General features: G+C 41.4%; 16 protein-coding genes and 1 riboswitch. All 16 genes read right to left on the reverse strand.

The genetic code is table 11. The features are described 5' to 3' along the window. Positions 1 to 11: 11 nt before the first annotated feature. Complete coding sequence (locus ACFQWC_RS14500) at positions 12 to 1364, reverse strand: bifunctional metallophosphatase/5'-nucleotidase (protein ID WP_299743683.1); 1353 nt, start codon at positions 1362 to 1364, stop codon at positions 12 to 14. Positions 1365 to 1391: 27 nt separating this feature from the next. Continuing rightward, positions 1392 to 2216: a sulfite exporter TauE/SafE family protein gene (locus ACFQWC_RS14505; protein WP_377108158.1), complete on the reverse strand. Its 825-nt coding sequence runs from the start codon at positions 2214 to 2216 to the stop codon at positions 1392 to 1394. A 21-nt stretch (positions 2217 to 2237) separates the two neighbouring features. Continuing rightward, positions 2238 to 3080, reverse strand: a complete 843-nt coding sequence (locus ACFQWC_RS14510) for a DUF72 domain-containing protein (RefSeq protein ID WP_299743677.1) — start codon at positions 3078 to 3080, stop codon at positions 2238 to 2240. A 152-nt stretch (positions 3081 to 3232) separates the two neighbouring features. After that, positions 3233 to 4630, reverse strand: coding sequence for a Fe-S cluster assembly protein SufB (gene sufB / locus ACFQWC_RS14515; RefSeq protein ID WP_148970815.1), 1398 nt, complete (start codon positions 4628 to 4630; stop codon positions 3233 to 3235). A gap of 39 nt (positions 4631 to 4669) precedes the next feature. Next, entirely contained in the window at positions 4670 to 5110 is a 441-nt protein-coding gene (sufU, locus tag ACFQWC_RS14520; protein WP_044338168.1) for a Fe-S cluster assembly sulfur transfer protein SufU, read from the reverse strand. Continuing rightward, the gene (locus ACFQWC_RS14525) at positions 5100 to 6329 is read right to left on the reverse strand and encodes a cysteine desulfurase (protein WP_299743667.1); all 1230 of its coding nucleotides are present in this window, start codon (positions 6327 to 6329) and stop codon (positions 5100 to 5102) included. Before ACFQWC_RS14525 ends, sufU begins: the two co-directional genes overlap by 11 nt. Next, a complete protein-coding gene (gene sufD / locus ACFQWC_RS14530) occupies positions 6329 to 7639 on the reverse strand; it encodes a Fe-S cluster assembly protein SufD (RefSeq protein ID WP_377108162.1) in 1311 nt (436 codons plus the stop codon). The genes ACFQWC_RS14525 and sufD overlap by 1 nt, the downstream gene beginning before the upstream one ends. A 17-nt stretch (positions 7640 to 7656) precedes the next feature. Beyond that, on the reverse strand, positions 7657 to 8442 hold the full coding sequence (sufC, locus tag ACFQWC_RS14535) for a Fe-S cluster assembly ATPase SufC (protein WP_044338171.1): 786 nt from the start codon (positions 8440 to 8442) through the stop codon (positions 7657 to 7659). 350 nt (positions 8443 to 8792) lie between these two features. Beyond that, positions 8793 to 8939 (reverse strand): YuzK family famiily protein, encoded by a 147-nt coding sequence (locus tag ACFQWC_RS14540; RefSeq protein ID WP_377108164.1) that lies wholly within the window; start codon positions 8937 to 8939, stop codon positions 8793 to 8795. Between the two features lie 851 nt (positions 8940 to 9790). Continuing rightward, positions 9791 to 10156 (reverse strand): carboxymuconolactone decarboxylase family protein, encoded by a 366-nt coding sequence (locus ACFQWC_RS14545; RefSeq protein ID WP_299743656.1) that lies wholly within the window; start codon positions 10154 to 10156, stop codon positions 9791 to 9793. Between the two features lie 155 nt (positions 10157 to 10311). Next, positions 10312 to 11139, reverse strand: coding sequence for a MetQ/NlpA family ABC transporter substrate-binding protein (locus ACFQWC_RS14550; RefSeq protein ID WP_299743653.1), 828 nt, complete (start codon positions 11137 to 11139; stop codon positions 10312 to 10314). 15 nt (positions 11140 to 11154) lie between these two features. After that, the gene (locus tag ACFQWC_RS14555) at positions 11155 to 11823 is read right to left on the reverse strand and encodes a methionine ABC transporter permease (RefSeq protein WP_341356894.1); all 669 of its coding nucleotides are present in this window, start codon (positions 11821 to 11823) and stop codon (positions 11155 to 11157) included. Beyond that, on the reverse strand, positions 11820 to 12842 hold the full coding sequence (locus ACFQWC_RS14560) for a methionine ABC transporter ATP-binding protein (protein WP_299743648.1): 1023 nt from the start codon (positions 12840 to 12842) through the stop codon (positions 11820 to 11822). Before ACFQWC_RS14560 ends, ACFQWC_RS14555 begins: the two co-directional genes overlap by 4 nt. 152 nt (positions 12843 to 12994) lie before the next feature. Next, positions 12995 to 13101: riboswitch (SAM riboswitch) on the reverse strand. 99 nt (positions 13102 to 13200) lie between these two features. After that, complete coding sequence (locus ACFQWC_RS14565) at positions 13201 to 13551, reverse strand: SCP2 sterol-binding domain-containing protein (protein ID WP_377108168.1); 351 nt, start codon at positions 13549 to 13551, stop codon at positions 13201 to 13203. Positions 13552 to 13801: 250 nt separating this feature from the next. Beyond that, on the reverse strand, positions 13802 to 14116 hold the full coding sequence (locus ACFQWC_RS14570; protein ID WP_377108514.1) for a thioredoxin family protein: 315 nt from the start codon (positions 14114 to 14116) through the stop codon (positions 13802 to 13804). Between the two features lie 5 nt (positions 14117 to 14121). Next, the gene (locus ACFQWC_RS14575; RefSeq protein WP_044338481.1) at positions 14122 to 14481 is read right to left on the reverse strand and encodes a toprim domain-containing protein; all 360 of its coding nucleotides are present in this window, start codon (positions 14479 to 14481) and stop codon (positions 14122 to 14124) included. Positions 14482 to 14523 lie beyond the last annotated feature (42 nt).

Genomic DNA, 14523 nt, shown 5'->3' on the forward strand with positions numbered 1-14523 from the left:
CGGTGAAACATTTACTGCTTTAATTTCCATTCAAGAACATCTCGTAAAAACTCAGGCATAAAGTATTTTTTTTCTAGTCTTTGAAGGTCAGGAAAGAAGTGTCCAAACGTGAACATATCAGGTAAGGCAAGCTTGTACACTTTCTGAGAATCGATCGGCTTGTTATCGATTAAGATTTCATGGTCTCCGAATTGAACATTCGTGTATACAAATCGTCCCATCACTTTGCCTCTGAACCCTAACCCTTTCACTTGAAGATGCGGCCATTCCTCATTAAATGTTTGTTTAATGATTTCCTTAAGCTCCGCCCCCTTCACCTTAATCAGGCAGGGATTGATCGGATGAGGCAGGATGCGATGCAAATCCTGTTTCGTCACCGATCCCTCACTCAGTCCATCGATGAGCAAGCCTGAATTAAGAAAGGCACAATCAGCCCGGCACCATTCAGCAAGGGCATCACATAAAACGTTCGGAAGCGGGGATGGATTGAACCAATCCACGGATAAGGATTTCGTAAGAGATGATACTTCTTTTCTTAACAAATCCTCTCCTGCCTGATACCACTCCAGGCTTTCCTGTTCTTCCTTTTCGACAGAGGGAAGCTCGTGCTGTTCATAGAGCTGTGCTTTTTTCCCTATGATGGTTTTATTGGTTATATCAACCTCAATCATCATATGCCCAACATAATGACCAAACTTTCCTGCTGCGCCAAGCATCGTTCCCTTAATTTCTTTTCCTTGATGAAGTACATGATGGGTATGAGCTCCGAGGATAACGTCAATCTCAGGAAATTGTTCTGCAATCACCTCGTCATCCCTTATCCCTAAATGTGAAAGAAGGATTATCATATCCACCTGTGGATGAAGCTCTTGAACCAACTTCTGCAGTTCATCCATTGGAGATGTAATATTCCAGCCGAGAGCTTCGTAAAATGGTTTGAAATAGGCTGTCAATCCAATGACCCCTATCTTCATTCCACTATCCGTTCGAAAAATATGATAAGGCTTTAACCAGCTTGGATGTTGTCCAGACTGATCTAATAGATTGCCTACAATCACGTGAAAATCGGCATGATCATAAAGGCTGTTTAAATCTACATAGTCCAGTGTAATACCTTCATTGTTCCCGATCGTTACAGCATCAAAGCCGACTTCATTTAGAAATTCGATGTTTCCTTTTCCTAAAGTCGCTTCACTTAATGGATGCCAGCGGTCCACATGATCTCCGATATCAAATAGATAAACAGGATCCCCTTCATCAAGATGCCATTGTTTTCTCATTTTCAAAAAATCCCGAATCCTTGACCAATGTTCAAAATGACTGTGAAGGTCGTTTGTATGATAAATATGAATGGTTTCTCTCACTATTTGCTCACTCCTATTGGAGGTATGTTATCCTGTAATGCCTTGGTAAATCAATCGAATTCCAATTAAAATTAAAATAATGCGTAAAATACTCACTAATACTTTCGATTCAAGTTTCGTATTTAAATAGGCCCCGGACTTAGCTCCAATCCAGGCCCCAGGAATAAGGGCAAGAGCATACAACCACTTTACATTGCCTAACATGATATGTGTACCTGAGCCAACCAACGCAGATAGAAAAATCATGAACATGGATGTGGCAACGGCTACATGGGGAGGAAAAAGAAATACTAAGATCATGGCAGGTACCATTAATGATCCGCCACCAATGCCAAATAAACCTGACGTAAATCCAACTACAAAAGCAATAGCCCCTCCTAATAAAGGAGGATACCCATAACGAAAGGTCTTTCCAGCGGGATCCGTAAACTTCCGTTGAAAGGAAGCATCCTTGAATTTCTCAATAGGCTTTAACTTGTTTCGGACCATGAGAATAGTGGCGATCAGTATCATGAAAATGCCGAAGTATAAATTAAAGCTTTCCATGTTCAATCCCTTGTTTACCCACGCTCCCAGTATTGAACCCGGCCCACTGCCTGCAAAGAAGATTAAACCGCTTTTATAATCTACGGTCTTGTGCTTTAGATAGGCCAGGGTGGATGATAACCCTGTAAAAATCATAATGACCAATGATGTTCCTACTGCTGTCTGAGGGTTCATTTCTTCTATCAAGCTTGTATATGTACCGAAATAAATGAGGGCAGGAACAATGATGACTCCTCCGCCCAATCCGACGAGGGATCCTATTGCTCCTGCTAAAAGTCCGATTGATAGAAGAACAATCCATTCCATCTGTCTTTCATCTCCTGTCAGCTAAAATAAATCCAGTTGCTTTGGTGCAAGTCCTCCATATTCAATGCCTAATAATTCAATGAGCTCTTTCGCGTTATCAGCGGCATCTCCACCGGAATTATTATTGAAAAGAATATAAAGATCGTTAGAGGTTTTGTGCAGCTGATAAATATGCGGAATCCACTCCTCTAATTCAGCACGATTATAGCGATATAAATAACGAACCTCCCGCCAATCTCCTCCATTCGGTTTATTCCAGCCATACAGATTCCTGCCGTGAAACCGAATAAGAGTCGCATCTTTATGAGTGGCTTCCAAGACCCGCGGTACAGATCCTTCTCCTGCCTGAGGTTCATCGCAAATGCTATGGATCCACCCTTCCTTTTTCATAAACGTTAACGTCTTATCCCGAAACTGTGGTCTGAACCAGCTTTGATGACGGAACTCAAGCGACAGGGGGAACCCTTTTAATTGTTCCCGGCAGTACCGGATATAGTCAACATGTTCCTTATTACAATCGTACCAAGGGGGAAATTGAAGCAGTACCATCGCTAACTTACCTGAATCTACGTATGGAGCAAGGGATTCTTTAAAGGCCCTAAACATCTCTTCCTTTGTTTCGAAAGGGATTTCTCCCCGCTGATGTCCCGTCATACCCTGATACGCTTTTACTATAAACTTAAAGTCCCGGGGTGTTTCCCTTACCCATTTTTCAGCATTTCGAATAGGCTGGACAGCGTAGAACGTTGTATCCACCTCGACGATGGGGAAATGAGCACCGTATTCTTTTAGTTTGTCTCTAGGGGAAACATTTTCATAAAGGGTATCATGATCTCCCCAGCCTGTTACACCTATGTATATCATCTTCATTCACCTGCTTTATTATGAACATGTCCATTTTATCATAAGGGGAATGGAAATTCTTATGTTTGAATGGATTGAGGAAGAATCGTAGTGATTATTGGAACCAGAAAAAACTCCCCTGATGAGACATCAAGGGAGTTTGGTTTAAAAGATTATCCGATTGAACCTTCCATTTCGAACTTGATCAGGCGGTTCATTTCGACTGCGTATTCCATTGGAAGTTCTTTCGTGAATGGCTCGATGAAGCCCATTACGATCATCTCTGTTGCTTCTTCCTCTGAAATACCGCGGCTCATAAGATAGAATAATTGTTCTTCAGACACTTTTGATACCTTCGCTTCGTGTTCTAACGAGATGTTATCGTTAAGAATTTCGTTGTAAGGGATCGTATCGGAAGTTGATTGGTTATCCATGATCAGCGTATCACACTCAATATTTGAACGTGCGCCTTCCGCTTTACGGCCAAAGTGTACAATTCCACGGTACGTTACTTTACCACCATGCTTGGAGATGGATTTAGAAACGATTGTAGAAGAAGTATTTGGTGCCAAGTGAATCATTTTCGCTCCGGCATCCTGATGCTGGCCTTTACCTGCCAATGCGATGGATAGTGTCATACCTCGAGCGCCTTCACCTTTAAGGATAACCGCCGGGTATTTCATCGTTAATTTAGAACCGATGTTTCCATCCACCCATTCCATCGTTGCGTTCGCTTCACATACAGCACGCTTGGTAACCAGGTTGAACACGTTGTTCGCCCAGTTTTGAATCGTCGTATATCGGCAGTACGCATCTTTCTTGATGATGATTTCAACGACTGCAGAGTGAAGTGAATTCGTTGTGTAAACCGGTGCTGTACAACCCTCAACATAGTGAACACTTGCGCCTTCATCCACGATGATCAGTGTACGCTCGAATTGACCCATGTTCTCTGAGTTAATGCGGAAATAGGCTTGAAGTGGTGTATCCACCTTGATTCCTTTAGGAACATAGATAAAAGATCCACCGGACCATACCGCTGAGTTAAGGGCAGCGAACTTGTTATCCGTTGGAGGAATAACCTTTGCCCAGTGCTCGCGGAAAAGTTCTTCATTCTCTTTAAGAGCAGAATCTGTATCTTTAAAAACGATCCCCATGTCTTCAAGATCTGATTGCATGTTGTGGTATACAACTTCTGACTCATATTGAGCAGAAACCCCTGCAAGATACTTTTGCTCTGCTTCCGGAATACCTAATTTATCAAACGTCTGCTTGATTTCTTCAGGTACTTCATCCCAGCTGCGTTCTGACTTTTCAGAAGGCTTCACATAGTAAGTGATCTCATCAAAGTTCAGTTCCTGCATGTCACCGCCCCATTGAGGCATAGACATATTATAAAAATGCTCAAGTGACTTCAAACGGAAATCAAGCATCCATTGAGGTTCTTCTTTCATGCGGGAGATTTCTTCTACGATTTCACGCGTCAAACCACGTTTGGAACGAAAAATTGAGACGTCTTTGTCGCTGAATCCATATTTATAATCTCCAATCTCAGGCGCTTTCTTAGCCATGTTGATTCCTCCATTCTTTGGTAGTGCCGAAGGAGAGCATTATTCCTGCTCTTCCTCTGACACTCCTTTTTCCATCGCTTTCCATGCCAATGTCGCACATTTGATACGGGCAGGAAATTTCGCGACTCCTTGTAATGCTTCAATATCTCCTAAATCCACATCGTCGTCATAGTCATTGCCTTGCATCATATCAGAGAAGATCTTGGAAAGCTTCAATGCTTTCTCAATCTCTTTCCCTTTAACCGCTTGTGTCATCATTGAAGCAGAAGCCATGGAGATCGAACAACCTTCTCCATCGAACTTCGCATCCTGAACGATACCATCTTCCACCTTTAAAGTCAGGTGTATGCGATCTCCACAAGTAGGGTTATTCATATCGATGGTAAAGCTTCCATCTTCTAAAGAACCTTTATTTCGTGGATTCTTATAATGATCCATGATGACTTGTCGATATAACTGATCTAAATTATTAAAAGACATCGCTGAAAAACTCCTTTGTCTTCAATAGGCCTGCAACAAGTTTATCAATATCTTCTTCCGTATTATAGAGGTAGAAGCTGGCACGTGCTGTTGCGGATACGTTCAACCACTTCATCAGAGGTTGTGCACAGTGATGACCCGCGCGAACGGCAATCCCTTCAGCATCAAGTACGGTTGCCACATCATGCGGATGAACATCATCAATGTTAAACGTAACAAGACCTGCGCGTTTTCCGGGATCACTTGGTCCGAAAATTTTCATGCCTTCAACTTCATTCATTTTCTCCAATGCATAAGCCGCAAGCTTATGTTCATGTTCTTCAATGTTATGAAGTCCTACTTCTTCAAGGAAATCAATCGCAGCTCCAAGTCCAATGGCACCTGCAATGATCGGTGTACCACCTTCAAACTTCCACGGAAGCTCTTTCCAGGTGGATTCTTGAAGTCCGACAAAGTCAATCATTTCTCCACCAAATTCGACCGGTTCCATTTTGTTCAGGTGTTTTTTCTTACCATAAAGCACTCCGATTCCTGTGGGACCTACCATTTTATGACCTGAAAAGGCAAAGAAATCACAGTCCAAGTCTTGTACGTCGATCTTCATATGTGGAGCGGCCTGTGCTCCGTCAACGACCATGACTGCACCATTTTCATGAGCAATCTTGGTGATTTCCTTAATTGGGTTCATCGTACCAAGCACGTTTGAAACCATCATGATCGAAACAATTTTCGTTTGAGATGAGACGGTCGCTCTGACATCTTCAATCGCTATCGTTCCATCTTCTTGAAGAGGTACATATTTTAAAGTCGCTCCGGTTTCTTTGGCTAACTGCTGCCAAGGAATGATATTACTGTGATGCTCCATGTGAGTAATCACAATTTCGTCACCCTCGGTAAGGTTGGCGCGACCGTAGCTTGCTGCAACTGTGTTGATTGCTGTTGTCGTCCCACGGGTAAAGATTACTTCTTGAGTCGAGGAAGCGTTAATGAAATTACGGACCTTTTCGCGGGCACCTTCATATCCATCTGTCGCTCTCGTCCCAAGAGTGTGAACACCCCTGTGAACATTAGAGTTATATCCACGATAATAATCATTCATCGCTTCGATAACTGAAACTGGCTTTTGTGATGTTGCGGCACTGTCAAGATAAACAAGTGGATGGCCATTTACTTCCTGGTCGAGAATCGGAAATTGTTTACGAATCTCTTTTACATCCATTAGTTTACTTTCCTTTCGATAACCTCAACAAGTTGTTTCTTAACTCCTTCAATCGGTAATTGTTTCACCACTGGAGCCAAGAAACCATGAATAACCAGACGTTCCGCTTCATGCTGCGGGATACCACGACTCATCAGGTAGTATAGTTGCAATGGATCCACTCGACCCACAGACGCAGCATGACCTGCCGTTACGTCATCTTCATCGATAAGAAGAATCGGGTTTGCATCTCCACGTGCTTTTTCGCTAAGCATCAAGACGCGAGACTCTTGCTCTGCATTCGACTTAGACGCACCGTGTTCAATTTTACCGATACCATTAAAGATGGAAGATGCTTCGTCTTTCATTACTCCATGCTTAAGGATGTATCCTTCAGAGTTTTTACCGAAGTGAACAACCTTTGTCGTGAAGTTTTGTTTCTGTTTTCCGCGTCCAACAACAACCGTTTTTGTATCTCCGTATGAGCCATCGCCCATTAGGTTTGTTACGTTTTCAGAAACGGTGTCTCCATCGTTCATCAATCCAAGAGCCCACTCGATGCGTGCATCTCTTTGTGCAACTCCACGACGGTTAACGTAAGTCGTTAATCCGCTTGCTAGATTATCCACCGCACCGTACGCCACTTTCGCATTATTATTTGCCACAACTTCCGTTACGATGTTGTATACGCCATCTTCTACATCTGTAGTAGAAATATAGTTTTCAACATACGTGACAGAGCTATTGTCTTCAGCAACAACCAATACGTGGTTAAACATCGCCACTTCAGCATTGTCATGGACGTATACCGCTTGAATCGGTTGGGTTAATTCTACGTTTTTCGGAATGTAAAGGAATGCCCCTCCATTCATTAACGCTGCATGAAGTGCTGTTAGCTTATGCTCATCCGTTTTAACGCCTTCAGTCATGAAGTACTTTTGAACAAGTTCACTATGATCCTTCACTGCTGTAAAAATATCCGTGAAAATAACACCGTTATCCTTTAATTCGTTCGAAAGAGAAAGAAAAGCAGGTGTATTATTACGTTGAATATATAAACTTTGGTCTGTGCTTTCCAAATCCACTAATGCTTTAGCTTCATCCGGCAGCTCACTCAATGATGAAAACGCATCACTTTCCACAGTATGCTTCTGGAATTGAGTAAAATTCCAATTCGTGATTTTTGTTTTATCAGCAACTGGAAGGCTTAGATCCTTTACTTTATCAAAGGCATCTGTACGAAGGGTTGTTAACCATTCTGGCTCTCCAAGTTGTTTTGAGTAGGAGCTGACATAGTCCTGATCTACTGGTAGTTTCGTTTCTACAGTCATTTTCATCCCCCTAACACTTACGCTTCTTGGCCAACAGTTTCGTCTTTGATTCCTAACTCTTCTTTAATCCAGTCATATCCTTCAGCTTCCAGGCGTTGTGCTAATTCCTCTCCGCCAGATTTCACAATGCGTCCTTGCATCATGACGTGAACATGATCAGGAGTGATGTAGTTAAGAAGACGCTGATAGTGAGTGATGATTAAGCAACCAAAATCTTCACCGCGCATTTTATTGATTCCCTTTGATACAACTTTAAGGGCATCGATATCAAGACCAGAGTCAATCTCGTCCAGGATGGCGATCTTAGGTTGTAACATCATTAATTGAAGGATTTCATTACGCTTCTTCTCTCCACCAGAGAACCCTTCGTTTAAGTAACGCTGTGCCATATCTGGATCCATTTCCAGGTATTCCATTTCAGAATCCATTTTGCGGATGAATTTCATTAGAGAAATTTCTTCGCCCTCTTCGCGACGGCTGTTGATTGCTGAACGTAAGAAGTCCGCATTCGTAACACCGTTGATTTCACTAGGATACTGCATTGCAAGGAATAGACCTACGCGAGCACGCTCATCAACTTCCATTTCAAGCACATCTTCACCGTCGAAGTGAATGCTTCCTTTTGTCACTTCATACTTTGGATGACCCATGATAGCAGAAGATAAAGTAGATTTACCTGTACCATTTGGTCCCATTACTGCGTGGATTTCTCCACCTTTAATTTCAAGGTTAACCCCTTTCAGGATTTCCTTTCCTTCAATCTCAACATGAAGATCTTTAATTGTTAAAGTAGAACCTGCCATGTGTATTTACCTCCGTGACTTTATAATGAATTTAAGAATTAAATTCTTTAATCATTCTCAATTTATTCTCATTACAATCTTATAACAAATAAAAGCTATTATCAACTTTTTCAACTATACAGATAGTGTAAACTTGACAAGATAATCCTTTTCTATTGTTAACTTAAAATACAGGAAAAATGTAGGGGTTTCTTATACAGCTTCCTGTCATGGTGAACATATCGATACTGATATAATTTGAAACCTATGAAACCGTCCGCTTTGTTCTTCCGTTATTAGACTTGGCGTTGTATTCATAACAATAAAAAAACCAGTGCATCGTCTACACTGGTTTCCTTTTTTCTTCCTTATTATATATTAGAGTGCACCTTACGATCAAGTGCAGCAATCATTCTTCTGCTTTCCTTATAGTCCTGCTCTCTTCTTTTCTCTACTTGCATTCTGACATCATGCTTTCGTTTGTACACCTCATAACCAATCCCATGGGCTCCATGCATTGCCTTTTCCATTTCACTTGTGTACGAGATACTCTCAAGAGAGTCGATAATGAATCATTCCTTTCAGGTTTTTAATTACTTTACAACTATACTACCCCCTCGTTCACAAGACAAAACCAGTATAGGGTCATTTTTTCTTAAATTCATCTTTTCAACCTGACTCCGAGGGGCTACCATTAAGTTTTCACAAAATTCCGCCATTATACTGCCAATTAATAGCTTTTTTAATATATATTCATTTTATTGAATAAGTATTTAATGCTTGGTGATCACTTTCACTGAAGAGACGTACATAAAAACACAGACCGTTCCTTTTCGTTCCAGGCACTTGCTTTCCGCGGGGAGGAAGTCGAGCCTCCTCGGGCTTTGCCCTGCGGGGTCTCGACCTTTCTAGCTCCGGCGGCTAGCCCCTCGAGGTCATAAGCTAAATGGTCCAAGAAGGCAAAGAACGCCTTCTTAGGCCCATTCATCTTATGCTTGTCGGGGCTGAGCGAGCCGCATCCGCTTTTCTACTTTTCCTCTATTTCCCGCAGGAGTCAAGTGCCTTCTGCTACAATCCACTCTGTGCTACTACTTTATGGCTGCATATTAGTATTCAGGGAATTTCTTTATAGTGAGGGAAACTGCCTAGACTCTTGCAAAACTACGTGTATGCCAAGAGTGCGTTCCGTATAGGTTGAGTAGGCTTGCCAAACGCTTGATGCTGCAAGCAAAGTAGTTCCCCTCTCCATCCAGACCCACTAATTGACAAAGCCCAGGAAGGTCTTATGTAGTTGTGTAAAAAACATTTTTTGATCACTAATTCAACAAAAAAGATCAAGGAGGATTTCTCCCCCTCGATCATCACTCACTTATTGCTTCAATTGATTCAAGTCCTGAATCGATTGCTGTACTAAAGTCACAGCCTGACTCATGACCGCTCCGCCGCCAAATGCAGCCGTTACTCCTATTGCTTCAAGGATTTCTTCTTCTGAACACCCCTGATCCAGGCATCCTTTTGTGTGATAGATGATGCAATATTCATCCTGGGAATAAAGACTTATTCCTAACGCGATCAACTGCTTTTCTTTTTTTGAAAGAACTCCTTCTCTAAAGCAGTGCTCGGTAAACGTATTATACTGCTCGGCAAGCTCAGGCATTTTTTCAGTGAAGATTCCAAGTCCCATTTTATAATCATGAAGGGCAGCTTCTGTTGTATTTCTTGGTTCTATCTGCATTTCATTCAGCTCCATTTCTGAAATAGATTCATCGAAAATAGTATGAGCTATAATGGAAATGATTATGTTTAAAAAAAATACGGTAAGTACTTATCCAGAAAAGAAACCCGATTTTGATCAATCAGAATCGGGTTTCTTATTTACGCTATATGAAATTATTCGGTCACCGGAACAACTGCCCCGTCCCATTCCTCTTTAATAAAGTCCTGGATTTCTTTTGAACGAAGAGCTTCAACAAGCGCCTTCACTTCCTCTTTGTTTTCGTCACCTTTATTCACAGCAATCACATTCACATATGGAGAATTACTGTCTTCAATGGCGATCGAATCTTCCAAAGGATTCAAACCTGCATCGATCGCATAGTTGGAATTGATCAGAACAGCATCTCCCTCTTCATTTTCATACAATTGTGGAAGAAGAGCTGCTTCATATTCGTAATCGAATTTTAGTTTCTTTGGATTTTCTTTAATGTCTTCCAGCGTTGCTTTTGTCTTGTCTACTCCATCATTCAATGTAATAAGACCTTTTTCTTCTAATAACGTAAGAATACGTCCGTGATCTGCTACAGAATTACTCATTAGAATCGTTGCACCTTCAGGCAGCTCTTCAAGGGATTTGTACTTTTTAGAATAAACGCCAATCGGCTCAATGTGAATGCCGCCAGCATTTTCAAAATCATAACCGTGTTCCGCTTTTTGAGATTCTAAGTACGGTACATGTTGGAAATAGTTTGCGTCAATATCCCCATTATCCAGATCTTTATTTGGCAAGATATAGTCTTGGTACGTTTCAATTTCTAAATTGATACCTTTCTCCTCTAATAAAGGCTTCACTTGTTCAAGAATTTCAGCGTGAGGAATATTGGAAGCTCCAACCACTAATTCTTTCTCGTCGCTGCCTCCTCCTGATTCTGAATTACTCCCACATGCTGCCAATCCAAAAATGCTTGTTGCTGCAATAACTCCTGCTACCCATTTTTTCATGATATTTCTCTCCTTTTACCGTTTATCTAATTTATTTGTAAAGAAATCACCTAATATTTGAATCGCAAACACAATGAGTAAGATCATAATGGTTGCGGCGAGCGTCACGTCTTCCCTGCTTCGTTGAAAGCCATCTAAATAGGCCAGGTTTCCTAAACCGCCTGCTCCGATGACCCCGGCCATTGCCGTATATCCAACGAGAGCAATCGCTGTTACTGTAATTCCTGAAATCAAAGCCGGCATGGATTCCGGGATCAGGACTTTCCAGATAATTGTGCTCGTTTTCGCCCCCATCGCTTTCGCGGCCTCGATGACGCCTTTGTTCACTTCTCTTAAAGCAATTTCTACCATACGGGCGTAAAACGGAGCAGCTCCAATGATCAGTGCCGGCAAAGCTGCATTCGCTCCACGGATTGTGTCCAATAAAAACTTGGTGAACGGAATTAACAACACGATCAATATAATGAATGGAATCGATCTGAACACATTTACGACTGCACTTGTAATCGTGTATGTCAGTTTGTTATCCCATAGATTTTCCTTAGAGGTGAGGAAGAGCAAAATCCCAAGGATCATTCCGAGTACAAAGGTAATCACTACAGACATCCCGGTCATATACAGGGTTTCGAGGGTTGCTTCCCACATCTTCTCCCAATCTACATTTGGAAATAAATTTTCAATCATCCTCTTAACACCTCCACTTGAACCAGTTGCGTTTGAACAAACGTCAATGCATCTTTAATGGTCCGTTCATCCCCATCAAGGTGAACAAATAACGTTCCATAGGCACCTTTTTGAGTTTGGGAGATTTGTCCTTGAAGGATGTTTACGTCTAAGTCAAACTTCCTTATCAGAGTGGTGATAAGCGGTTGCTCAGTTGATTCACCGACAAAAGTAAATTTCAACACTTTCCCATTAGGATATTGCATCAATAGGTGATCAATGGTTTCACCCGTTTCTTTTACTTGCGAGACTTCTCTCACGAAACGCTTTGTCACTTGCTCTTGTGGATTTCGGAACACTTCCAATACATCCCCGAGTTCCACGACTTTTCCTTGTTCCATGACTGCGACACGGTGACAGATCTTCTGAATCACGTGCATTTCATGAGTGATCAGGACAATCGTCAGCCCTAAGCGTTTATTAATATCCACCAATAAATCAAGAATGGAATCAGTTGTTTGTGGATCTAGAGCGGAAGTAGCTTCATCACATAGAAGGACATCGGGATTGTTAGCAAGGGATCTTGCAATCCCCACTCGTTGTTTCTGTCCGCCGCTCAGTTGAGAAGGATAGGCATCTCCCCTGCCTTCCAATCCTACAAGCTTCAATAATTCATTGGCTCTATGGAGTCTCTCTTTCTTTGGTACTCCAGCAATTTCTAATGGGAACTGTATATTTTCTAATACTGTACGAGACCAGAGGAGATTAAAGTGTTGAAAAATCATGCCTATCGACTGTCTTGCTTCCCGCAGTTTTTTACCCTTTACCCGGGAAACGATTTGACCATTCACGTCCACTATTCCTTCTGTAGGAACTTCGAGACCATTGAGCATGCGGATCAGCGTACTCTTACCTGCTCCACTATAGCCAATCACTCCAAAAATTTCTCCTTGGGCAATCTCGATATTGACGCCATCAACGGCTGAAATTGGACCCGATTTGGATTGATAGATTTTTTTCACATCTGAAATGGTAATCATGTTGTATTCCACCTTCTTTCGGAGTAAAACGACCTGTTTAATCAAGATTATGGTTGCACATAGCTGGCATTTTCCCGTCATCTTTTTCTAAATCATTAAAAAATGCCTCTCTGCGATAAGCAGAAAGGCATAATCATATAGGACTATCCTTTCTCTCATCTTTCAAAGCATATGCTTTGAGTGAATTGGCACCATTTCAATTTTCATTGACGGTTGCCGGGCTTCATAGGGCACGTCCCTCCACCTCTCTTAATAAGAGTAAAGTATCGATTATTAAATTTTTTTAAATAGTTAAAGACTCTGAAAATTTGCTACAAGAGAGATTCTATCATCGGTTATAGAGTGTGTCAATTATTTTTTAAACTTTTACCGGCTCTTTTCCCCTTGACCTCGTAAGCCAAAGGACAGATTCAACAAATAGAAGCGGTCGATACCCTCCTCTGATTTCAAGTACCCCGGCTTCGATCAGTTGAGACAACCGTTCTTCCCCTGTGAGTAGGGAAACCACTTTTTCCTCCATTCCTTCAATTACGAAATGAGCGTCTTCACTCAAATCATCTAATACATCGCATCCCTTGCTCGAAATAGAAATACCGTACAAATCTTTTCCACAATCAAAATGAAGAACAAATGGGCTGTCTGGAAATAAGAGTCGTAAGTGATATCTTGAATGACACTGATCTACTAATTCCTCTAAATATATTCGCATGAATACCCTCCCAGTGAAACTTCTATATTATTACAATTCCACTTTTAGGTATTTTTCCCTTTTATACTTTCTCGACATGTTTTGAACGTATTCATCTAATTTGTCGAACAGTAAGAATTTGGATGGATACTAGTCAAAAAATGATGCCATTCGCAATATTTCCCGAGAAATATGTCTTCGTTTGTAGAAAGAAAATCGTTTAGAAAGAGACATATAAAAAAGACCTTCTCCCAAAAGGTCTCTTATCCCTCTAACGATCAGTGATCTTGTTTAAGGTTTCATATAGAAATGGCACGGATTGGAAGGCATAAATCCTCTCCCACTCGACTCCATCCTTAAATAAAAGCAAGCAGGGTACACTTTCGATGGATTGTTCTTCTGCAAATTGGGGCAAATAATTCAAGTTGGCCTTCACAAAATGAAAAGATTGCGGAAGCTTTTCCACTACGTCAATCATTTTACTTGCCACCTGACAGGTGCCACACATCGGTGTATAAAGGTAAACGGCTTCAAGCGTATGGCCTTCAATCAGATCGTTTAATGCTTCGGTATTACTTACCTCAATCAAAACTAGATCATCCTTTTTCCTAAATATTCTTTATGAACGTCTATATTGGCTCCAATCAGGACAGACGCCAGGTGATACTCGGGAGCTGCTGCCACTTCCTTGTACATACGATCAATGTACAAATGTTCAGCTTCAGGAAACTCACGTTTAAATTGCTTTCGTAATTTTTCACCTGCATCATCAGCATCTACGAGGATATAGACATCCCTTTCCAATAATGCATCAATGAGTTCGTCCATTTTCGTAATGCTAATGGTCCCGTTTGTACAAATAATTTCAATCGGTTCTTTGATGATATCTTTCACTTTTCGTTTGTCAGTTGTTCCTTCGACAATGATTACTTTTTCGTCAAGTTCCATCATGATCATCACCTTATCTTTCAGAAATAAGATTACGATAGTATA

Origin of the sequence: Rossellomorea sp. GCM10028870 (assembly GCF_042666755.1) — a bacterium.
GTDB lineage: Bacteria > Bacillota > Bacilli > Bacillales > Bacillaceae_B > Rossellomorea.